This window comes from Mycobacterium botniense (assembly GCF_010723305.1).
Lineage (GTDB): Bacteria > Actinomycetota > Actinomycetes > Mycobacteriales > Mycobacteriaceae > Mycobacterium > Mycobacterium botniense.
On record NZ_BLKW01000004.1, the window covers coordinates 1,550,594 to 1,572,575 of the forward strand.

Annotated in this window: 20 protein-coding genes; 9 read left to right on the forward strand and 11 right to left on the reverse strand. The window is 68.6% G+C overall.

The genetic code is table 11. From position 1 onward, the window contains the following. Positions 1-61 precede the first annotated feature (61 nt). Both G6N08_RS17110 and G6N08_RS17115 read left to right on the forward strand, forming a co-directional pair. Entirely contained in the window at positions 62-775 is a 714-nt protein-coding gene (locus tag G6N08_RS17110; RefSeq protein WP_163759214.1) for an LppX_LprAFG lipoprotein, read from the forward strand. A 4-nt stretch (positions 776-779) separates the two neighbouring features. Further along, a complete protein-coding gene (locus tag G6N08_RS17115) occupies positions 780-2,318 on the forward strand; it encodes an MFS transporter (protein ID WP_163759215.1) in 1,539 nt (512 codons plus the stop codon). Between the two features lie 105 nt (positions 2,319-2,423). Here the strand turns inward: G6N08_RS17115 and ribD are convergent, their stop codons facing one another. Genes ribD through G6N08_RS17140 form a run of 5 tightly spaced genes read right to left on the reverse strand, consistent with a single transcriptional unit; the run spans position 2,424 to position 7,038 of the window. Beyond that, positions 2,424-3,443 (reverse strand): bifunctional diaminohydroxyphosphoribosylaminopyrimidine deaminase/5-amino-6-(5-phosphoribosylamino)uracil reductase RibD, encoded by a 1,020-nt coding sequence (ribD, locus tag G6N08_RS17120; RefSeq protein ID WP_163759217.1) that lies wholly within the window; start codon positions 3,441-3,443, stop codon positions 2,424-2,426. After that, complete coding sequence (gene rpe, locus G6N08_RS17125; protein ID WP_163759219.1) at positions 3,440-4,129, reverse strand: ribulose-phosphate 3-epimerase; 690 nt, start codon at positions 4,127-4,129, stop codon at positions 3,440-3,442. The genes ribD and rpe overlap by 4 nt, the downstream gene beginning before the upstream one ends. A 42-nt stretch (positions 4,130-4,171) precedes the next feature. Then, positions 4,172-5,593, reverse strand: coding sequence for an RsmB/NOP family class I SAM-dependent RNA methyltransferase (locus tag G6N08_RS17130; RefSeq protein ID WP_163759221.1), 1,422 nt, complete (start codon positions 5,591-5,593; stop codon positions 4,172-4,174). Continuing rightward, the gene (gene fmt, locus G6N08_RS17135; protein WP_163759223.1) at positions 5,590-6,522 is read right to left on the reverse strand and encodes a methionyl-tRNA formyltransferase; all 933 of its coding nucleotides are present in this window, start codon (positions 6,520-6,522) and stop codon (positions 5,590-5,592) included. Before fmt ends, G6N08_RS17130 begins: the two co-directional genes overlap by 4 nt. Positions 6,523-6,558: 36 nt before the next feature. Further along, on the reverse strand, positions 6,559-7,038 hold the full coding sequence (locus G6N08_RS17140; RefSeq protein ID WP_163759225.1) for a MarR family transcriptional regulator: 480 nt from the start codon (positions 7,036-7,038) through the stop codon (positions 6,559-6,561). Positions 7,039-7,233: 195 nt separating this feature from the next. Here G6N08_RS17140 and G6N08_RS17145 point away from each other — a divergent pair, with 195 nt between their 5' ends. Together G6N08_RS17145 and G6N08_RS17150 are read left to right on the forward strand one after the other, a co-directional pair. Beyond that, positions 7,234-8,052: a class I SAM-dependent methyltransferase gene (locus G6N08_RS17145; protein WP_163759227.1), complete on the forward strand. Its 819-nt coding sequence runs from the start codon at positions 7,234-7,236 to the stop codon at positions 8,050-8,052. A gap of 189 nt (positions 8,053-8,241) precedes the next feature. Beyond that, positions 8,242-9,639, forward strand: a complete 1,398-nt coding sequence (locus tag G6N08_RS17150) for an MFS transporter (RefSeq protein ID WP_163759229.1) — start codon at positions 8,242-8,244, stop codon at positions 9,637-9,639. Between the two features lie 35 nt (positions 9,640-9,674). On the opposite strand, the gene G6N08_RS17155 is transcribed toward G6N08_RS17150, so the two are convergent. Continuing rightward, the gene (locus tag G6N08_RS17155; protein WP_174813306.1) at positions 9,675-11,729 is read right to left on the reverse strand and encodes a primosomal protein N'; all 2,055 of its coding nucleotides are present in this window, start codon (positions 11,727-11,729) and stop codon (positions 9,675-9,677) included. 120 nt (positions 11,730-11,849) lie between these two features. Here G6N08_RS17155 and lipI point away from each other — a divergent pair, with 120 nt between their 5' ends. Beyond that, on the forward strand, positions 11,850-12,800 hold the full coding sequence (gene lipI / locus G6N08_RS17160) for an esterase LipI (protein WP_163759231.1): 951 nt from the start codon (positions 11,850-11,852) through the stop codon (positions 12,798-12,800). Positions 12,801-12,842: 42 nt separating this feature from the next. Here the strand turns inward: lipI and G6N08_RS17165 are convergent, their stop codons facing one another. Beyond that, positions 12,843-13,868, reverse strand: a complete 1,026-nt coding sequence (locus tag G6N08_RS17165) for an AraC family transcriptional regulator (protein ID WP_163760812.1) — start codon at positions 13,866-13,868, stop codon at positions 12,843-12,845. Between the two features lie 419 nt (positions 13,869-14,287). Between G6N08_RS17165 and G6N08_RS21110 the strand changes: the two genes are divergently transcribed. Genes G6N08_RS21110 through G6N08_RS17180 form a run of 4 tightly spaced genes read left to right on the forward strand, consistent with a single transcriptional unit; the run spans position 14,288 to position 18,108 of the window. Beyond that, entirely contained in the window at positions 14,288-14,857 is a 570-nt protein-coding gene (locus tag G6N08_RS21110) for an IS110 family transposase (protein WP_281352774.1), read from the forward strand. Next, positions 14,832-15,212, forward strand: coding sequence for a transposase (locus tag G6N08_RS21115; RefSeq protein ID WP_281352775.1), 381 nt, complete (start codon positions 14,832-14,834; stop codon positions 15,210-15,212). Before G6N08_RS21110 ends, G6N08_RS21115 begins: the two co-directional genes overlap by 26 nt. 14 nt (positions 15,213-15,226) lie before the next feature. Further along, complete coding sequence (locus tag G6N08_RS17175) at positions 15,227-16,627, forward strand: cytochrome P450 (RefSeq protein WP_163759233.1); 1,401 nt, start codon at positions 15,227-15,229, stop codon at positions 16,625-16,627. Beyond that, the gene (locus G6N08_RS17180) at positions 16,624-18,108 is read left to right on the forward strand and encodes a flavin-containing monooxygenase (protein ID WP_163759235.1); all 1,485 of its coding nucleotides are present in this window, start codon (positions 16,624-16,626) and stop codon (positions 18,106-18,108) included. Before G6N08_RS17175 ends, G6N08_RS17180 begins: the two co-directional genes overlap by 4 nt. A 63-nt stretch (positions 18,109-18,171) precedes the next feature. Here G6N08_RS17180 and metK read toward each other — a convergent pair whose 3' ends face one another. The 4 genes from metK to gmk form a co-directional block, all read right to left on the reverse strand. After that, positions 18,172-19,371 carry a methionine adenosyltransferase gene (metK, locus tag G6N08_RS17185; RefSeq protein WP_163759237.1) on the reverse strand — a complete coding sequence of 400 codons (1,200 nt, stop codon included), beginning with the start codon at positions 19,369-19,371 and terminating at the stop codon, positions 18,172-18,174. Between the two features lie 140 nt (positions 19,372-19,511). Continuing rightward, positions 19,512-20,753, reverse strand: coding sequence for a bifunctional phosphopantothenoylcysteine decarboxylase/phosphopantothenate--cysteine ligase CoaBC (coaBC, locus tag G6N08_RS17190; protein ID WP_163759239.1), 1,242 nt, complete (start codon positions 20,751-20,753; stop codon positions 19,512-19,514). 101 nt (positions 20,754-20,854) lie between these two features. Next, positions 20,855-21,196: a DNA-directed RNA polymerase subunit omega gene (gene rpoZ, locus G6N08_RS17195; protein WP_163759241.1), complete on the reverse strand. Its 342-nt coding sequence runs from the start codon at positions 21,194-21,196 to the stop codon at positions 20,855-20,857. 70 nt (positions 21,197-21,266) lie between these two features. Then, complete coding sequence (gmk, locus tag G6N08_RS17200; protein WP_163759243.1) at positions 21,267-21,893, reverse strand: guanylate kinase; 627 nt, start codon at positions 21,891-21,893, stop codon at positions 21,267-21,269. Positions 21,894-21,982 lie beyond the last annotated feature (89 nt).

Consider the following 21,982-nt stretch of genomic DNA (forward strand, 5'->3'; position numbering starts at 1 on the left):
ACGCCGGACACACACCGCACGTTTTCCGGTCGGGTCACCGGCACCCTCTACGATGCCAGGTATGCACACGCCCCGCCGACGTGCCGTCGTCCTTGTCGCTTTGGCCGTCCTGAGCGCCACCGCCGCGCTCCTCGCCGGCTGCTCGTCGTCCAAGCCGACCAGCAAGCAGCCGCTCCCCGATGCGGCGACACTGCTGAGGGAATCCAGCCAGACCACCAAGGGCGTCCAGAGCGTGCACGTGGTGCTGTCGACGACCGGCAAGGTTCAGGGGCTGCCCGTCAAAATGCTCACCGGCGACCTCACCACCGCGCCCAGCACCGCCGCCAAGGGCAACGCCAAGGTCGTGGTCGGCGGTTCTGATCTCGACGCCGACTTCGTGGTGTACGACTCGGACCTGTATGCCACCTTAACCCCGAACAAATGGACTGATCTCGGTCCCGCCGCCGATATCTACGACGTCTCCACGATCTTGAACCCCAACACCGGGCTGGCCAACATCCTGGCCAACTTCGCCGATGCCAAGGCCGAAGGCCGCGACATCATCAACGGGCAAGACACCGTGCGCATCAGCGGCAGCGTTCCCGCAGAAGCCGTGAACGCCCTTGCGCCGCAATTGAAGGTGAACCAGCCGCTGCCTGCCACCGTCTGGATCCAGGAGAACGGCGACCACCAGCTGGTTCAGGCGAAGCTGGATCAAAGTGCGGGTAATTCCATCCAGATCACCCTGTCCAACTGGGGGGAGCCCGTGCAGGTGACGAAACCTCCGGCGAGCTAGGCCAATGCGAGCAGGCCGCAGAGTCGCGATCAGCGCGGGCAGCCTCGCTGTGCTGCTCGGTGCCCTCGACACCTATGTCGTGGTCACCATCATGCGCGACATCATCACCACCGTGGGCATCCCGATCAACCAGCTGCAGCGGATCACCCCGATCGTCACCTGGTATCTGCTGGGCTACATCGCCGCCATGCCACTGCTGGGCCGGGCGTCGGACCGGTTCGGCCGCAAACTGCTGTTGCAGACCAGCCTGGCCATGTTCGCCGTCGGCTCGGTGATCACCGCTCTGGCCACCGATCTGCACATCCTGGTGGTGGGGCGCACCCTTCAGGGTCTGGCCGCCGGCGCGCTGCTGCCGGTGACCCTGGCGCTGGGCGCCGACTTGTGGGCGGCCCGCAACCGCGCCGGGGTGCTCGGTGGTATCGGCGCCGCCCAGGAACTGGGCAGCGTGCTGGGCCCGCTGTACGGGATTTTTATCGTCTGGCTGCTGCACCGCTGGCAGGACGTGTTCTGGATCAACGTGCCGCTGGCGCTGGCCGCGATGGTGATGATCCAGTTCAGCCTGCCATCGCGGGACCGCAGCACCGAACCGGAGCGGATCGACCTGGTCGGTGGGGTGTTGCTGGCGGTCACGCTGGGCTTGGCGGTCATCGGGCTCTACAACCCCAACCCCAACGGCCGGCAGGCGTTGCCCAGTTACGGGTTGCCGCTGGTGATCGGCGCGCTCGCCGCGGCCGTAGTGTTCGCGCTGTGGGAACGTTTCGCACGCACCCGGCTCATCGAACCGGCCGGGGTGCACTTCCGACCGTTCCTGGCTGCATTGGGTGCCTCGATCGCAGCCGGTGCGGCTCTGATGGTGACGCTGGTCGATGTGGAACTGTTCGGTCAGGGCGTGCTGGGCATGGACCAGGACGAGGCGGCCATCCTGCTGCTGCGTTTTCTCATCGCGTTGCCGGTCGGGGCGCTGCTGGGCGGATGGATCGCCATCCGGGTCGGTGATCGGGCGATGACGTTCGCCGGGCTTCTGATCGCGGCCGGCGGCTATTGGCTGATCTCGAAGTGGCCGGTCGACCTGCTGTCCTACCGCCACGACGTGTTCGGCGTGGTTTCGCTGCCGGCGATGGATACCGACCTGGTGATCGCCGGGCTCGGGTTGGGTCTGGTGATCGGCCCGTTGTCGTCGGCAAGTCTGCGGGTGGTGCCGTCGGCGCAGCACGGTATCGCGGCCGCGCTGGTGGTGGTGGCGCGGATGACCGGCATGCTGGTCGGAGTGGCCGCGTTGAGTGCGTGGGGTTTCTACCGGTTCACCCAGATCGTGGCGGGCCTGACCGCGTCAGTGCCGCCTAACGCCAGCCTGGCGGTGCGGATAGCCATCCAGGCTCGCTTGTACCGGCAGGCGTTCGCGGACATGTACGGCGAGATCTTCACGGTCACCGCCCTGGTCTGCGTGGCGGGGGCGCTGTTGGGACTGCTGGTCGCCAGCCGCCGCGTACACGCCGCGGAACCTTCGGTGGACGAGCTGCAGGCCGTCGGGCCGTCTGCGTAGCGCCGCGCCGTCTGCGTAGCGCCGCCGTCGCGAGCGTGCACACAATGCCGCTGTGTGCGGCGTGTCGGTGTGCACACACGCACGCTCGCGCCGCGGGCAGGCGAGCTACCGCGGCACCAGGCTCAGCAGCAGATCCGGGCCGACCCGTTCCACCCCGTCGAACCGCCAGCGCAGCGCCCGCGCAATACTCGGCACCCCGACGTCGTCGACCGCGGTGATGGGCCCACCCAAAAGAATCGGCGCCACATAGGCCAGGATGCGATCGATGGCCCCGGCGCGCAGAAACGCCCCCGCGAGGGTGGGACCGCCCTCCAGCAGCACATCGGTGCGGTCCGACAGGGCTTTGAGGACTTCGTGCGGATCGTGGGTGCGGATCAGCATGGTGCGCGAATCGTCGTTGAGCACCTGCGCCTCGGCCGGTATGTCCCGCTTTCCCACCACCACGCGCAGCGGTTGCCGTTCCGCCAGCGAGCCGTCGGGCAGCCGCGCGGTCAGCGCCGGGTCATCGGCGAGCACTGTGCCGGTACCGACCACGATCGCGTCGGCAGCAGCGCGGCGCCGATGCAGGTCCGCGCGGGCGGCCTCGCTGGTGATCCACTGGCTGGACCCGTCGGCGGCGGCACTGCGTCCATCGATGCTGGTGGCATACTTCCAGGTCACGTGCGGCAGCCCGGTCTTTTGTTTGTGCAGCCACTCCCGCAGCGGGCCCGCCGCCACCAGGTCCGCCTGCACGCCGGCGACCACCTGCACGCCCGCGGCCGCCAACCGCGCCGCACCACCGGCGGCGATCGGGTTGGGATCGGCGACGGCGTAGACCACGCACGCGACCTCGGCAGCCAGCAAAGCATCCACGCAGGGCGGCGTTCTCCCGTGATGGTTGCACGGCTCGAGGGTGACCACCGCAGTACCGCCGGCGGCCGAAGCACCGGCCCGGCGCAGCGCCACCACCTCGGCATGCGCGCTGCCGGGCGGACCGGTGCCGCCGACGCCCACCACGCGGCCGCCGCGGTCGATGATGACCGCCCCGACCGGCGGGTTGGGATAGGTGCCGCCCTTGACCAGGTTCGCCTGCTCGACGGCGAGACGCATGGCGGCGTCGTGGCCGATAGCCGCCCGGCTAGTCATCGATGCAGATGCGCTGACGCGGCGGCGGCGCGCCGGCGCAGCCTTTCCACCGCGGCCGCCGGGTCGTCGGTGTGGTAGACGGCCGTGCCCGCGACAAAGCAGTCGACCCCGGCCTCGGCCGCTTGCTCGATGGTGTCCTCGTTGATACCGCCATCGATCTCCACCAGAATGGTCAGCCCGGTGGCGTCAATGAACCGGCGGGCGGTGCGCACCTTCGTGAGCACCTCAGCGATAAACGCCTGGCCGCCGAACCCGGGGTCGACCGACATGATCAGCAAGGTGTCGAATTCGCGGAGGATCTCCAGGTAGCGCTCGAGCGGTGTCTGGGGTTTGATGCCCAGCCCCGCCCGGGCGCCCGCGGCGCGGATATCGCGGGCCACGGCTACCGGGTCGTCGGTGGCCTCGGCGTGGAAAGTCACGTTGTAGGCACCGGCTTCGGCATACCCGGGCGCCCACCGGCCCGGGTTTTCGATCATCAGATGACAGTCCATCGGCAGGGCAGTGTGGGCGCGCAGGCTCTCCACCACCGGCAGACCGATCGTGAGGTTCGGGACGAAATGACCGTCCATCACGTCGACATGCAGCCAGTCGGCGCCGTTGACGGCGGCGGCGGCGTCGGCCAGCCGAGCGAAATCAGCCGACAGGATCGACGGGGCGATCAAGGGCCCGCTGGTGTTGCCTGGCATGCGTCTGAGCCTACTGAGCGATGCCGCGCGGCGCAGAAGCGCTTACCCCGCTGAAGAATCGCGGGCACCTCGACGCCGCAGCACGGCGGCGAACATCGCGTCGGTCCCGTGCCGGTGCGGCCACAGCTGCACGAAGGGGCCCGCACCGAGCTCACCGACGGGCTCGAATAACGGCCGGGCGTCCACCGCGCACACCGGGTGCCGGCGCAGTGCGTCGGCAACCACGCCGATAGTCTCGGCCAGGTGCGGCGAGCAGGTCGCGTACAGCACAACACCGCCGGGACGGGTCAGCGCGATCGCGGCGGCGAGCAGTTCCCGCTGCAATCCGACCAGCGCCGGCAGGTCCGCCGGCTGCCGTCGCCAGCGGGCTTCGGGACGGCGGCGCAACGCCCCCAGCCCCGTGCACGGCACGTCGACCAGCACCCGGTCGAATCCGGGCTGCAGACCGGTGTGCCGCCCGTCGGCCTGCACCACCTCGACCGGCAGCCCGCGGGTGTTCTGCCGCACCAGTGCGGCCCGTGTGGGTGAGGGTTCGACCGCGGTGACGTGCGCTCCGGCGGCGGCGCCCAGCGCCGCCACCAGAGCGGTTTTGCCGCCCGGCCCGGCGCAGAGATCGAGCCAGCGTCCGGTGTCGCCGGTTACCGGCGCCAACGTCAGCGCCCGGGCTACCAGCTGGCTGCCCTCGTCTTGAACCAGGGCGCGCCCGTCGCGCACCGGCGCCAGTTGCCCGGGATCGCCGGCCTGCAGGTACACCGCAAACGGCGAGTAGCGGCCGAGCGTGCCGTGCACCGCATCGGCCAATTCGGCCGCGGTCAACGCTCCGGGACGGGCCGCCAAATGCACCTGCGGCCGCTCGTCGTCGCTGGCCAGCACGGCGTCGAGCTCGCCGGCGGCCGCGCCCAACGCGTCCGCGAACGCCTGGGCGATCCAGCGGGGGTGGGCATGAACGAAGGCGGTGTGCCCGATCGGGTCACTCACCGGGTCGGGCGCTAACTGGGCTACCCATGAGCTCTCGTCTCGGGTGCTGATACTGCGCAATACAGCGTTCACAAAACCAGCTCTGGCCGAATCAAACTCGAGTGCAGCCTGTTCGACGGTGGTCGACACCGCGGCATGCGCGTCCACGCGGGTGCGCAGCAGCTGGTAGGCGCCCAGCCGCAGCAGGTCCAGCAGCACGGGGTCGATAGCTTGCGGTGTCCGGCCGGCCGCGGCCGCGATGATCGCGTCGAGCAGGCCGCGGGTACGGCAGGTGCCGTAGGTCAGCTCAGTGGCGAAGGCGGCGTCACGGCCGGTGATGCCGCGCTCGCGCAGCAGCGCCGGCAGCGCCAGGTTCGGGTACGCGTCGCGTTCCGTGACCGCCCGCAGCACGTCGAACGCGGCGCGCCGCGCCGGATCCAGTGGGCGGCGCCGGAGTGTGGCGCGGCGGGGTGACCGGGCGCCCGGGGGCTTACCGGACGCCGTCACGACGCCCGGTCGGTCGAGGCCAGCCGGGCGCCGCGGGCCCAGTCGACGGCGTTCATGAACTTCTTTCCGGGTGGCTGAACTTGGCCCAGCCGCACCGGATCTGAGCCGGTGCCGATCCACACAGCGTGCCGCCCGACAGAGATCTCACCGGGTGACAATGGTGTTGGCGTGTGCGTGTCGATGCACACCGGCCCAAGCTTGATCCGCAGGCCGCCGATCAGTGTCCAGGCGCCGGGGCTGGGCGTGACGGCGCGGATTCGCCGCTCGACGACCTGGGCGGGCAGGTCCCAGCGGACGCGGGCCTGTTCCACGGTGATCTTGGGCGCGAAGCTGATCCCCTCGGCGGGTTGGGGCACCGGTGTGAGTGTCCCGTCAGCGATGCCGTCGAGGGTGGCGACCAGCAGCCTGGCCCCTGAAACCGCGAGCCGCTGCAGCAGATCGCCCGCCGTGTCGGTGGGACCGATCGGCTCGGTGACGACACCGTAGACCGGTCCGGAATCCAGACCCGAGTCGATCTGAAACGTGGTCGCCCCGGTCACGGTATCGCCCGCGGCTATCGCCGCCTGCACGGGAGCGGCGCCCCGCCAGGCCGGCAGCACGGAGAAATGCAGATTGATCCAGCCGTGTCGGGGTACCGCCAGTAACTCGTCGCCAAGCAGCGCGCCATAGGCCACCACCGCGCAGCAATCCGGTGCCAGCTGCGCGAGTTCCGCGACGAACTGTGCCGAGTTGGGTTGCGACGGCCGCAGCAGCGGAATACCGTGCTCGAGCGCCAGCCGCGCCACCGGCGAAGGCTGCGGTCTGCCGCGGCGGCCCGAGGCGGCATCCGGTCGCGTGAGCACCGCGATCACCTCATGGCGCTCCGAGCCGATGAGGCAGCGCAACGCGGGCAGCGCGGGTTCGGGCGTGCCGGCGAAGACGAGGCGCACGGGCACAGTCTAGGAAGACCATGCCGCGCCGCCGGGCTAGAAGACCTCGAGCTGCGCGGCCGGCTCGCCGCCGGCGGCGGTAAACGCCATCAGCGCGCGCACCAGCCCGTGGCGTTCCGCCGGCGGCATCTTCTGCACAATGCGGGCGATTTCGGCACGGCGGTGGGCGGTGACCTGGCGGACGACCTCTCGTCCCCGCGGGGTCAGCGCCGCCAGCAGCTCGCGCCGTGATCTCGGGTGGGGCCGCCGGTCGATCAGTCCGGCGCTGACGAGCCGGTCCACCATCCGGCCGGTGGCCGAGGGCTGGACGTCCAGCAGACCGGCCAGCGTGGCCAAATTGACCGGGCCTCGATTCGACAAGATCACCAAGGTCCGGAATTGCGGGATGGTGATGGTCTCGTCGACCAGTGCGATCGAGCGGGCCGAGATGGCCACCAGCAGCCGCGATGCTGTCAGCAGCGCGTCGGTGATCGCATCGACAGACTCATCAACGGCCGTCACGTCATCGGCGGGCATCGTGCTCCCAACAGTCGGGGCGGTCATCGTCGCCCGGGCTTGCCGGCCAGGATTTTAGCAACCGACCATCATCGTCGACACAAACGATTGCTTGATAATACTATTGCATATAGCATGATTTGTCGGGGTGTATATCCTGCGGCCGACGGCGGTGCCGGAGTAGCCCCCCTCAGAAAGACCCTCTGAAAGGTTGTGATGAACAGCAACACCTCGATGACCAGCGCAGCGGCCACCACACACCAGGCGATGTGGGCCCTGGGCGATTACGCCCGCATGGCCGAGGACGTGATGGCCCCCCTGGGACCGGTACTGGTCAGTGCCACCGGCATCGGCCCGGGCCAGCGGGTGCTCGACGTGGCCGCGGGATCCGGCAATATCTCCATCCCTGCCGCCCTGACGGGCGCGACGGTTGTGTGCACCGATCTGACACCCGAACTACTGCGCCGCGCACACCACAGAGCCGAACAGCGCGGGGTGACGCTGCAGTGCCGGACCGCTGATGCCCAGGCTTTGCCGTTCGCCGACGGCGAGTTCGACGCCGTGCTGTCGGCGATCGGGGTGATGTTCGCGCCAGACCATCAGCGCGCAGCCGGCGAGCTGCTGCGGGTCTGTCGGCCCGGCGGCACGATCGGTGTGATCAGCTGGACACCGGAGGGTTTCTTCGGCCAGATGCTCGCCACGCTCCGGCCGTATCGGCCGACCCTGACGCCCGGTGTGCCCCCGGCGGCGCTGTGGGGGCGCGCAGACTATGTGCGTGGACTGCTGGGCGAGAGGGCCGGCGATATCCGCGCGGTCCGGGGCATGCTGCACGTTCACCGATTCGATACCGCCGGGGAAGTCCACGCCTATTTCAAGCGTCACTACGGCCCGACGATCAACGCTTATCGCACGATCGGCGACAACCCGCTGCTGGCCGCCACGCTGGACGCCCAGCTCACCGAACTCGCGCACCGCTACATGACACCTACCGGGATGGAGTGGGAGTACCTGCTGGTCACCGCCCGCAGGCGGTAAGCCCAACGATTCGTGACACCATCCCGGCCGCAATGAGGGCCCGCCGCGGGTGCGCACGACGGCGACGGGCCCTCGCACACCGGTCCGGCGAGCAGGTGTTTCACCGTGCGGCGGTCATTGCCCGACACGTTCGCCACATCGGCAACCCTGACGAACCCCACGAGTAGCCCTGAGGAAAGATGACGGGGCATGGTCCGCTCGCATCGCATCATCGACTGGGATCCCGAAGACCGTGCAGCCTGGGAGGCCGGCAACCGTGCCGTCGCACGCCGTAATCTGCTCTGGATCGTGGCCTGTGATCACGTGGCCTTCGGCGTCTGGACGTTGTGGCCGGTGATGGCGCTGTTTATGCCCAGGCAGGTGTACGGTTTCTCGGCAGCCGACAAGTTCCTGCTCGGCGCGACCGCCGCCCTGGTCGCCGCCGTGCTGCGCATTCCGTATTCGTTGGGCATCGCCACACTCGGCGGGCGCACCTGGACAATGCTGTCGACTGCGGTGCTGTTGGTCCCCACCGCCGCCACCATCTGGTTGATGGCCCATCCCGGCTTGCCGCTGTGGCCCTACCTGGCATGCGCAGCGCTGACCGGGCTGGGCGGCGCCAACTACGCCGCGTCGATGACCAACACCAACGCGTTCTACCCGCACCGGCTCAAGGGTTCGGCGCTGGGGTTCAACGCCGGGGTCGGAAATCTCGGGGTGCCCACGATCCAGGTGGTAGGGCTGGTGGTGATCGCCGTCGCCGGCCCCCATCAGCCGTATTGGGTGTGCGGGCTTTACCTGGTGCTGCTGACGGTCGTCACGATCGGGGCAGCCCGTTACCTGAACAATCTCGACCACGCCACCTACGCGGTACGCGACCTGCGCTTAAGCCTGTCCGAAAGCGATGCCTGGCTGCTGGCGCTGCTGTACGTCGGCACCTTCGGATCGTGGATCGGATTCTCCTTTGCGTTCGGCCAGGTGCTGCAGATCAACTTCATCGCCGCCGGCCAAAGCCACGGGCAGGCCGCCTTGCACGCGGCCGAGTTCGCGTTCGTCGGGCCGATGCTGGGGTCGCTGTCCCGCATTTACGGTGGCCGGCTGGCCGACCGGCACGGCGGCAACCGCGTCACCTTAGTGGTGTTCGTCCTCATGGTGCTGACCGCCGGGCTGCTGGTCGGCCTCAGCGCGGGGAACAACCGGGTGTCCGGCGCTGCCACGGCCGTCACCCTGACCGGCTACATCGGCAGCTTTATCGTGTTGTTCATCCTGGCCGGACTGGGCAACGGATCGGTGTACAAGATGATCCCGTCGGTCTTCGAAGCCCGCAGTTACCTGCTCGCGGTCGATGAGGCCGAACGCCGCCGCTGGTCGCAGGCCACGTCCGGGGCCGTGATCGGGTTCGTTGCGGCGTTCGGCGCGCTCGGCGGTGTGGCGATCAATCTGGCGCTGCGACAGTCGTATTCGACCACCGGCACCCCGACGTCGGCCTACCTGATTTTTCTGTTCTTCTACGTTTTCGCCGCGGTCCTGACCTGGGCAAGGTATGTGCGCCGGCCCACCGCGCCACCGCTGAAAACCGGCGCCGGACGCGCGACCCTGCCCGAATAACACCGCCGGCGATCACCGGGCGTGGCCAACGACGGTCAGCCGACGTGCAACGGATCGATCTGCACCCGGACCAGCGAGTGGGTTTGCCGGGCGCTGAGCACGCCGACGGCGCGGCGCAGGCTGGCCGCCAGCGCCAGCCCCTGGTCGCGGGGAACCCGCACCAGCATTCGGACCACCGCGACGTCGGGCGGCGTCCCCGCCGGGCGGCGCACGCCGGGGGGCAGGTCCACCGGGCCGAGCAGGTCGGCACCGCCGGGAAGTTGAGTTTCGGCCAGTAGCGCCGTCACCGCGTCGGCGGGGCCGTCTACCGCGGCGATGTGCACACTCGGCGGCAGCCCCACTTCCGTGCGGGCCGCCAACTCGGCGTCCGCGTGCCCCACCGGATCCCAGCGGATCAGCGCCTGCACCGTCGGGATCGACGATTCGGCGACCACAACCACCACACCGCCGTCACCCCGGGGACGCACCAGTGCCGAGGCGGTCATCCAGCGCCGCAGGGTGTCTTCGGCGGCGCGGAGATCCTGTCGGCCCAGCAGCGCCCAGCTGTCCAGGAGCAGCGCCGCCCCGTATCCCCCACAGGCGCGGGGCTCGGCCCCCGGAGTGGCCACCGCCAGGGCGGGATGGCCGGCAATGTGCGGCACGATGCGATCTCCGGCCGAGGTGATCACGGGCGTACCCGGAAATGCCCGGCCCAGCTCTTCGGCAGTGCGCCGGGCGCCGACCACGACGGCGCGCACCGCCTCCGATCCGCACCGGGAGCACCGCAGCGCAGCCTCGGTTCGCCCGCACCAGCGACAGACCGCCGCCCGCCCGCCGACCATGCCGGGCCCCCGTGGCTGGGGGGCGGGCCGACTCGGATCGTCAGCGCGGTCGGGCAGCGACAGCGGGCCGGTGCAGTACCGGCAGCGTGCGATCGCGCGGCAGCGGCCGCAGGCCAGCGAGGGCACATAACCACGGCGAGGCACCTGCACCAGCACTGGCGCCCCGGCCTGCAGGGCGGACCGGGCCGCGCGCATCGCGACCGACGGCAGCCGGGCGGAGCGGGCGGCGGGGTCGCGTTCGTCCTCGTAGCCGCGGTCATCGAGCGCGACCACCCGCGGGGTGCGGGCGCGCACCACCGGACGGACAGCGACCACGTCATGGGCCCAGCCGCTGCACACCAGCGCGTGGGCTTCCGCGGTGCGGGCGTAACCTCCGATCAGTGCGGCGCAGCGCACCTGATGCGCGCGCAGCATCGCCACCTCCCGGGCATGCGGGTACGGTGCCCGGGGCTCGGCCATACTGTCGTCGCCGTCATCCCAGACCATCACCAGACCCAGGTCGGTCACCGGTGCGAACACCGCACTGCGGGTGCCGATCACCACGCGGGCGCTGCCGCGCAGCGCCGCCAGCCAACGCCGGTAGCGCGCGGCCGGCCCGAGTCCCGCCGACAGCGCCACCACGCTGCGCTCATCGATCCGGCTCGTCACGGCTCGCCACAGCAGCTCGACATCCCGTTGGTCGGGGACGATTCCCAGCACCGTGCGCCCAGCCCGCACCGTTTCCGCCGCGGCCTCGGCGAATCTGTCGGCCCACAGCTCGCCGGGCAGCGCCTGCCACACCGCGCGGGCCGCCCGCGCCTCGGCCAGGGCAGACAGGAACTGAGCGCCGCGGCTATAGATCCGCCAGCCCGCCGGATCGACCGGATCGACCGGCGCCACCACCAGCGGCAGTGCTGCCGGTGCGGGTTCGCGCTCGACTTTGGCATGCCGGGCCGGCACGGCAAGCCGCAGCACGTCGGCCCGGGTTCCGGCGTAGCGGGCGGCCACCGCGTCGACCAGACGCCGGATTTCGGCGGTGAGCACGGGCTCGGCGGAGACAACACGCTCCAGCCACCCCAACTTGCCGGCGTGATCGGTGTCGGTGCGCCGCTCGAGCACAAACCCGTCGACCAGCCGCCCGTGAAAACGCACCCGGACCCGCACTCCGGGCTGCGCGTCATCGGATTGCTCGGCGGCGACCAGGTAGTCGAAGTCGCGGTCCAGATGCGGCACCGGCAGCAGCGGCAGCACGCGGGCGATCGGTTCGTGCTCGGCGGCCCGCGGTGTCACCGCGAACGCCCCGAGGCTCTCACCGGCTCCGGTCCGGGCCCACGGCGCTGCGCTCGCGCGCGTGGGGGCCGGGCGGCCACCTGCCCACCGAGAGCCCAGCGCGGTGCGTACGGTGTCTGCATGCCCGGCTTTGATGATGACGACAAACCCGGCATCGACACCATCCTGCTGAAGGTACTGGATGCGGTGCCGTTCCGGTTATCCGCCGACGACGGCGTTGACGCGGCGCGCCGCCGGCTGCGGGAGCTGCCTCGCCGCCCGGTGCACCCGGAGGTACGCGCCGAGAACCGTGTCATCGACGGGCCCGCGGGCCACATCGGTATCCGGATCTACTGGCCGCCAATCGATTCCGATGATCTGCCGGTGGTGGTGTATTTCCACGGCGGGGGTTTCGTCGTCGGCGACCTGGATACCCATGACGGCACTGCCCGCCAGCACGCCGTGGGCGCGGAGGCGGTGGTGGTATCCGTCGACTACCGGCTGGCGCCCGAACATCCCTATCCCGCGGCCATTGACGACGCCTGGGCCGCGACCCAGTGGGTGGCCGGTCACGGCAGCGACATCGGCGCGGACGTGACCCGGCTGGCCGTGGCCGGAGATTCCGCGGGGGGCACCATCGCCGCGGTGATCGCGCAACGCGCCCGTGACCACGGCGCTCCGCCGATCACCTTCCAACTGTTGTGGTATCCGTCCACCCTGTGGGATCCGTCACTGCCGTCATTCACCGAGAACGCGGCGGCGCCCATCCTCGACCGGGCTGCTATTGCGGCGTTTTCACGCTGGTATGCCGGAGATGTCGATCTGTCTGACCCGCCGCCCGGGATGGCACCCGGCCGGGCGGACAACCTGGCCCGCCTACCGGCCGCCTACATCGGTGTCGCCGGCCACGACCCGCTGCGCGACGACGGCATTCGCTACGGTGAGTTGCTCACCGCCGCCGGGGTTTGCGCGGAGGTGCACAACGCCGCGACACTGGTGCACGGCTATCTCGGCTACGCCGGTGTCGTCCCGGCGGCCACCGATGCCATGGACCGGGGCCTGGCGGCGCTGCGTGCCGCACTGCACGCATAGTCCGCCGCCGATGCAGAAGTGGGCCCGGCGCCGTCGCGCGGCTCAACGCGGATACGCGCTGGGCGCCACACCGTACCAGCGTTTGAACGCGTGTGAAAACGTCGAGACGTCGGTGTAACCCAGCCGCTTGGACACCTCCTGCACGGTTAGCCCGACGTTGCACAGCAAGTCGACCGCCACCGTGGAGCGAGCTTCGTTCAGCAACGCGCGAAATGACGTACCCTCCTCGGCGAGCCGGCGCCGAAGCGTTCGCGGATGAACGTCGAGCTCAGCTGCCACGTCGGGAAGTGTGGGGAAACAACCGGAATCACGGAACAGCTTGGTGCGCACCACCGCCGCGATGCCACGGCGCCGGTCATTGCGCTGCATCACCAGGTCACACTGCGCGACGCACATCTCCAGCGTGTGGCGGTCCGCTTGCGGCAGCGGCTCGTCGAACATGGCCCGCGGAAAATGCAGCCTGTTGTGCGCGCGACCGAAAGCGACATCCTTGACCGGAACAAGCCCGAGCAGCGGGCGCAGCACCTCCTCATCGAGCGCCAGCTCCGCCGACACGCGGTCCGCGTACTTTTCCGCCACCGGAAGAGCGAAACTCGATGTCGTCGTGATGATTCCGGCGATATCACGTTCGATGAAGAATCGCCGCACATCGGCGGGCAGGTGATCGGCGCTGAATTCCAGCAGACAGTCGTCAGCCCCTTCGACCAACGCGATGTCGATGTGCAGCATCGTCAACGCGAAGTAGCGCATCGAGATGGTGAACAGCTCGCGAAGGGTGGCACATGACATTGCGGCGAACCCCATCAACCCGAAGTGGGTCAGCCTGAAGCGGCTGCCGACGTCGATGCCGACACCGGCGTCATCGGGCAGCCGGGCCAGCAGCCTGCGCACCATCGCGACCTCGTCAAGCGCGCTGACCACGGTGTCGGGGTCATCCAGGTCGCCTGGCCGGAGAGCGGTGCCCGACAGCACCTCACGCGCCGACACCCCTCGCTCGGCGGCGACCTCACACAGCACCCGGGTGGCATATACCGGGTGCCGCACCTCGGCAGGCGGGACCAGCGGCACTGTCCTCAACTCCCAACTGTTTGTCCGATACTCTCATTACGATCGCCGGAGGTCATCCCTACAGTGGACTCAGTGTCAGGGTGAGATGCCGCATGTTGCGGTGGTTGGATCCTGATCACCTGGTGTCTGGCTCGTAGAGTGTCTGCCGCCTTCGGGCTGGCGTGCATGGGTTTTGTCGGCATCAGGTGTGAAGGACCGGCCGGCGTGACTTGATAGGAGCGTGGCATCCGCCCCGACTGAGATGTGTCCGCCGACCGGCCCAACCGTCACCTCACAGTGAAGGAGGCAACCACCATGGTTGTTGTTGGAGCCGATGTACACAAGCGCACGCACACGTTCGTCGCGGTCGATGAGGCCGGGCGCAAGCTGGCCGAGAAGGTTGTCAAGGCCACTACTGCAGGTCATGCCGAGGCGGTGATGTGGGCCGAGAAAGCTTCGGGCCAGAGGTGGTGTGGGCGATCGAGGATTGCCGGCATCTGTCGGCCCGGTTAGAGCGTGATCTGATGGGCTTTGGTCAGTCGGTGGTGCGGGTGCCGCCGAAGTTGATGGCCCAAACGCGGGCTAGCGCACGCACCCGGGGCAAGTCTGATCCAATCGACGCCTTAGCAGTCGCGCGCGGTTTTCTGCGTGAACCCGATCTGCCGGTCGCCTCCCATGATGAGGTGTCGCGGGAGTTGAAGTTGTTGGTGGATCGCCGGGAAGTCCTTGTGGCGCAACGCACTGCCACCATCAACCGGCTGTTGTGGCGGGTGCACGAGCTCGACCCCGACCACGCGCCCAAAGCCCGTTCGCTGGATCTGGCCAAGCACCGCCGGATTCTCGGCGATTGGCTTGCCACGGTGCCTGGCCTGGTCGCTGAGTTGGCGCGCGACGAGCTAGCCGACATCATCCGACTCACCGAGACCATCAACGCCTTGACCAAGCGCATCGGACAGCGAGTTCGCCACGTCGCCCCGGTGCTGCTTGCTCTTCCAGGCTGCGGGAGCTGACCGCGGCCAAACTCGTCGGAGAAACCGCCGGGGTGACCCGGTTCAAAAGCGCGGCCGCCTTCGCGCGCCATGCCGGGTGGCGCCTGTCCCGGTGTGGTCGGGAAACACTGCCGGTCGCGTGCGCATGACCCGCTCGGGCAACCGCCAACTCAACGCCGCCCTGCATCGCATCGCCGTAACCCAGATCCGTCTCAACGGCCTTGGGCAGGTTTACTACCGGAAGCGGCTAGCCGACAGCGATTCCACCACCGAAGCCCTGCGCTGCCTCAAACGCCGCTTGGCCCGCGTCGTCTTCGGCCACCTCCAGACCGACGAACAGAACCGTCAACAGCCTTGCCAACCGGCAGCGGCTTGACATAGGAGAAACCCATGGCAACGCTGAGTGCCGAGCGCCCACCGGCCCGACCGGCTCAGCGGCTGAGCACCTGGACCATGACGCGGGAGGCTCTCACCGTCGGGTTCGACGTGGGCGAGGGATTCCTGGGCCGGACTCGCGGCCACGACATTGTCCGCTTTCGTTGTGGCGGCAGGCGTTTCGTGTCGATCAGCCATCCCGACTATGTCGACCACGTCCTGTATGAGGCACGGCTGAAATACGTCAAGTCCGATGAATACGAACCCATCCGCGCCACCGCCGGCATCAACCTGCTCACCGACGAAGGCGAATCCTGGGCGGCGCATCGCGGGGCGCTGAACCCCATCTTCGCCCGGCGGCACCTCAATGGTCTCATCGACCTGATGATCGATCCCATCAGCGCGGTCACGGCGGCGCTGGTGGCCCGCCCCGATCCGGTGGCGTTCGACATGCACGCCACGATGGTCGAGGCGACGCTGCGGGTGGTCGCCAACGCGCTGTTCGGCCAGGACTTCGGGCCGTTGGTGCACACCATGCATGACCTGGCCACACGCGGATTACGCCACACCGAGCGGCTGGAGCGACTCAGGCTGTGGGGACTGTTGCCGTCGGCCTGCTACACAGCGCTGACGTGGTGCGCCTACTCCGGGATCCCCCTGCCGCCCCCGCTGCGCGACATGCAGAAGATCACCCTGGAACTCGACCGCGCGGTCAACGCGGTGATCGATGAGCGGCTGGCTCATCCGACCGATGCTCCCGATCTGCTCAATGTGCTGCTCCACGCCGACCACGGGTCATGGCCGCGCAAACGGGTGCGCGACGAGGCGCTGACGTTCATGCTCGCCGGTCATGAGACCACGGCCAACGCCATGTCGTGGTTTTGGTATCTGATGGCGCTCCACACCGATGCCCGCTCCCGGCTGCTGGCCGAAGTCGACGAGGTGCTGGGCGCTCGCCGCCCCACCGCCGACGACCTGGGCAACCTGCCGTGGACCACCGCATGCCTGCAGGAGTCGCAGCGCTATTTCTCGTCGGCGTGGATTCTTTCCCGCAAGGCGATCGAGGACGATGTCATCGACGGACACCATATTCGCCGCGGCACCACCGTCATCATTCCCATCCACCAGATCCACCACGACCCGCGCTGGTGGCCCGACCCCGAGAAATTCGATCCCACAAGGTTTTTGGGAGACGCCGCCAAGAGCCGGCCCCGCTCGGCCTACCTTCCGTTCGGCGGCGGGCGGCGCATCTGCATCGGACAAAGCTTCGCCCTGATGGAGATGGTGCTGATGGCGGCAATCATGAGTCAGCACTTCACTTTTGACCTTGCACCCGGCCATCCCGTCGACCTCGAGGCGACACTGACACTGCGGCCCAAGCGCGGGGTGCACGTCATCGCTACCAGACGGTCATGAGCGTCTCCCCCGGCTATCACACCCTTATTGTCGGCGCCGGGTTCTCCGGAATCGGCGCCGCCATCACCCTCGACAAGGCCCGGCTACCCGACTATGTGCTCATCGAAGCCGCCGACGGAGTCGGTGGCACCTGGCACTGGAACACCTATCCCGGCATCGCCGTGGACATTCCGTCGTTCTCCTACCAGTTCTCCTTTGAGCAGAGCTGCAACTGGTCGCGAACCTACGCGCCCGGGCACGAGCTGAAGGCCTACGCGGAGCACTGCGTCGACAAGTACGGCATCAGACCCCGCATCCGATTCACCACCAAGGTGCTCACCGCCGAGTTCGATGACCGGAACTGCCTGTGGCGGGTGCAGACCGATCACGGCGACGAACTCACCGCGCGTTTCCTGGTCAACGCCAGCGGGGTGCTGACCGTGCCGAAGCTGCCCGATATCGACGGTGTCGACTCTTTTGCCGGTGTCCGCATGCACACCGCGCGCTGGGATCACGACCAGGACCTGACCGGCAAGCGGGTCGCCGTCATCGGCACCGGCGCCTCGGCCGTGCAAGTGATTCCCGAGATCGCACCGATCGTCAAGCACCTCACCGTATTTCAGCGCACTCCGATCTGGTGCTTCCCGAAGTTCGACGTGCCGCTGCCCAAACCCGTCCGCTGGGCGATGCGGGTGCCCGGCGGCCGGGCGCTGCAGCGGCTGGCCAGTCAGGCGTTCGTGGAAGCGACCTTCCCGGTTCCGGCTCACTACTTCACGGTGTTCCCCCTGGCCAAGCGGATGCAGTCGATCGGGCGGGCCTATCTGCGCCAGCAGGTCCGTGACCCGCTGGTGCGTGAGCAGCTCACTCCGCGCTACGCCGTGGGCTGCAAGCGGCCCGGCTTCCATAACGGCTACCTGGCCACGTTCAACCGCGACAACGTGCGGTTGGTCACCCAGCCGATCGACAAGATCACGCCCGCCGGGGTGGCCACCACCGACGGCGTGCACCACGAGGTCGACGTGCTGGTGCTGGCCACCGGTTTCCAGGTGATGGACACCGACAGCGTTCCCACGTTTGCGGTCACCGGCAGCAACGGCCGGTCGCTGAGCCGATTTTGGGACGAGCATCGGCTGCAGGCCTATGAAGGCGTCAGCCTGCCCGGCTTCCCGAACTTCTTCAGCGTCTTCGGCCCGTACGGGTATGTGGGATCGTCCTATTTCGCGCTCATCGAAGCCCAAACGCATCACATCGTGCGCTGCCTGAAACACGCCCGCCGCGTGGGGGCGACCCGCGTCGAGGTGACCGACGCGGCCAATGCCCGCTACTTCGCCGAGATGATGCGCCGCCGGCACCGCCAGGTTTTCTGGCAAGACAGCTGCCGGCTGGCCAACAGCTACTACTTCGACAAGAACGGCGACGTCCCGCTGCGGCCGACCACCACGATCGAGGCCTACTGGCGCAGCCGGCGCTTCCCGCTCAGTGACTACCGGTTCACGGCGTAAGGCGAGCCGACCGCCGCGGCCAGAAATCCGCGCCAGTGCCGCCGTGGCGTGACGGCCGCAGCATCAGACCGCTCGCCGGAGGTCGTCGACCTTGTCGAGCTGCTCCCAGGGCAGATCGATATCGGTGCGGCCGAAATGCCCGTAGGCTGCCGTCTGGGCGTAGATCGGGCGCAGCAGATCCAGGTCGCGGATGATCGCGCCGGGCCGCAGGTCGAACACCTCACCGATGGCCTTCTCGATCTTGGCCGGGTCGACGGTCTCGGTGCCGAACGTCTCGACGAACAACCCCACCGGGGCGGCCTTGCCGATGGCGTAGGCCACCTGCACCTCGACCCGCTCGGCCAGTCCGGCGGCGACGACATTTTTGGCCACCCAGCGCATCGCGTAGGCCGCGGAGCGGTCCACCTTGGAGGGATCCTTACCGGAAAAGGCGCCGCCGCCGTGACGGGCCCAGCCGCCGTACGTGTCGACGATGATCTTGCGACCGGTCAAGCCGGCGTCACCCATCGGCCCGCCGAGCACGAATTTGCCGGTCGGGTTGACCAGCAGCCGAACCGACGATACGTCCAGGGTGTCGTGGGCGAGGTCATCGAGCACGGTGTTCAGCACTTTTTCCCGGATGTCGGGAGTCAGCATGTCGAGGTCGACATCGGCGGCGTGCTGGGTGGAGATGACCACGGTGTCCAGCCGCACCGGGGTGTCGCCGTCGTAGCCGATGGTCACCTGCGTCTTGCCGTCGGGACGCAGATACGGCAGCACACCGTTCTTGCGGACCTCGGCCAGCCGCCGGGCCAGCCGGTGGGCCAGCGCGATGGGCAGCGGCATCATTTCCGGGGTGTCGCGAATCGCGTAGCCGAACATCAGGCCCTGGTCCCCGGCGCCCTGCGCGTCCAGCGGGTCGGCGACTCCCTGCACGCGGGCCTCCCAGGCGGTGTCGACGCCCTGCGCGATATCGGGTGACTGTTTGCCGATGGCGATGTTCACCCCGCAGGACGCGCCGTCGAACCCCTTCTCTGATGAGTCGTACCCGATCTCCAGGATGCGGTTTCGCACGATGGTAGGGATGTCGACGTTGGCCGATGTCGTCACTTCGCCGGCGACATGCACCTGCCCGGTGGTCACGAGCGTCTCGACCGCCACGCGCGAGCGCGGATCTTGCTCGAGCAGCGCGTCAAGCACCGAGTCGCTGATCGCGTCGCAGATCTTATCGGGGTGTCCCTCGGTTACCGACTCGCTGGTGAACAGCCGACCTTTCTCGCTCACGCCCTCAAATCCTTCCCGATCACGCAGCCAGATACTTAGCTAAACAAATTATATCGTCGTCTCGCCCGGCTCCCGGCATGGGCGCCTGCGCGCCTGCCGACAATCGGCTCACCCGCACGCCGACGGCCCCGGCGCCGCGCCTACCGGCTGGTGCCATTCAGGAAGGCGACGATCGCATCAACGATACGACTGGCCATCAACGTCTTGGAGCCGTGCCGCAAGGCCGATTCGGTGCCATCCGACGCCAGCAGCCACCCGTCGTTACTGTCGACCTCGAAGGCCCTGCCCTCACCGACGGCGTTGACCACCAAAAGATCGCACCCTTTCCGGCGCAGTTTGGCCCGCGCATGGTAGAGCACATCGCCCTCGGAGTCGCCGGTTTCGGCGGCGAACCCGACAATGGCCCGCATATTGGGCAACTGGCCCTCGGCCCGGGCCCGCACCACCGCGGCCAGCACGTCGTCATTGCGCACCAGTTCGATCGTCGGCGCCGCCTCGCCGCCCTTTTTGATCTTGGCGGTTGCCACCTGCGCGGGCCTAAAGTCGGCAACCGCTGCCGCCATGACCAACAGGTGCGCATCGGGCGCGTGTTTGGAGACCGCGTCCCGCATCTGCTGCGCGGAGCTGACGTGCACCACCTCGACCCCCGCGGGATCGATCAATCCCGCGGTGTGCCCGGCGATCAGGGTCACCTCGGCGCCACGCTGGGCGGCGACCCGCGCGACGGCATAACCCTGTTTGCCTGAGCTGCGGTTGCCGATGAACCGCACCGGGTCGATCGGCTCCCGGGTGCCGCCGGCGGTCACCAGCAGCCTGTAGCCGGCCAGGTCATACGGCAACGCATCCGGCCGCTCCAGCAGCAGATACGCGAACGTGGTGATCTCCTCGGCCTCGGGAAGCCGCCCTGCGCCGCTGTCGGCGCCGGTGAGTCGCCCGGACGCGGGTTCCAGCACGACTGCGCCGCGGCGGCGCAGGGTGGCCACGTTGTCGACGGTGGCCGGATGTAACCACATCTCGGTGTGCATCGCCGGTGCGAACAGCACCGGGCAGCGTGCGGTGAGCAGCGTCGCAGTGAGCAGGTCATCGGCCCGGCCCGCCGCGGCCCGGGCCAGCAGGTCGGCGGTGGCCGGCGCCACGACCACCAGATCGGCCTCTTGACCGATCTGGACATGCGGCACCAGCGGCACATCGTCGAACACACTGGTGCGGACCGGTTCGCCCGACAGTGCCTCGAAGGTGGCGGCGCCGACGAAGCGTAAAGCGGATTCGGTAGGGACGACGCGAACCTGGTGACCGGCCTCGGCGAGCTGCCGCACCACCGTGCAGGCCTTATAGGCGGCAATGCCGCCGGAGACGCCGACAATGATCCGCTTGCTGTCCATTACACCGGCTCTTCGCCGTGATAACACCTGCCGCGCGGACCGCTTCCCCGGCTCACGTCATGACGCTTTTGGCCTGCGCGGCACATCGCCAGTCCCGGATCTTATTCGCCTTCAGTGTGTTCCAGCAGATCGGCGTGAATCTCACGCAGGGCGATGGACAGCGGCTTTTCCTGCAGACCGGGCTCCACCAGCGGGCCGACGTATTCCAGGATGCCCTCGCCGAGCTGGTTGTAGTAGTCGTTGATCTGGCGGGCCCGCTTCGCGGCGAAGATCACCAGCGCGTATTTACTCGAGACCCGCTCCAGCAGCTCGTCGATGGGCGGGTTGGTGAGCCCTACCGGGGTGTCGTAGGTGTCGTAGGGGGCGGCCGCACCCGACGAAGGACCGCGACGCTCTGCGCTGGGGACGGCGGCCAAGGGCGCCTCGGATGGCGAAGTACTCACGTGCACAATCTCCTGGCGAACGTGTGGCTCAGCACAGCGGGAAGCTCGATACTGAGTGGTCAAAGGTGGATCACACCGGTCCTGGCGCGGTTCCCACCAGCAAGGATACCAACTGGGCGCAGGCCGTCTCCAATCGGCTGTTCACCACGACCTCGTCGAAATCGTCCTGGGCTGCCAGTTCGGTGCGCGCAGTGGCAAGGCGCCGCCGAATCACCTCGGGTGTCTCAGTGCCGCGGCCGATGAGCCTGGCCTCGAGATCCTCCCAGCTCGGCGGCGCTAAAAACACCGTGATCGCCTCTGGCATAGCCGCCTTGATCGCCCGGGCTCCGGCCAGGTCGACCTCGATGAGCACGGGCTGGCCCGACGCGGCGGCGTCGCGAACCGGCTGAGCCAGCGTGCCCGACCGGTGCAGCCCGCCGTGAATCTCGGCCCACTCCAGCAGGGCGCCCTGGTCGATTAATTGCTGGAACCGCTCTGGGGTCACGAAGTGGTAGTCGACCCCGTCGACCTCACCGGGTCGTGGTGCTCGGGTGGTCACCGAGACACTGAAATACAGGTCCGGAACCCGCTCGCGGAGGCACCGCACCACTGTCGACTTACCAACCGCCGAGGGCCCGGACAGCACGACCACCCGGCCCCGGACTGCTGGCCGACGATGGTCACCGTGCCCACCGTCCGGTTTGCCCCCGGCGCTCACCGCGACTCCCGGGTCAACCCCCCGGCTCCTCCTCGCGCCGCTGCACGGCCCGCATCGTCGCTGGGCTGGTCCTGATCGCCCGGCTCCTC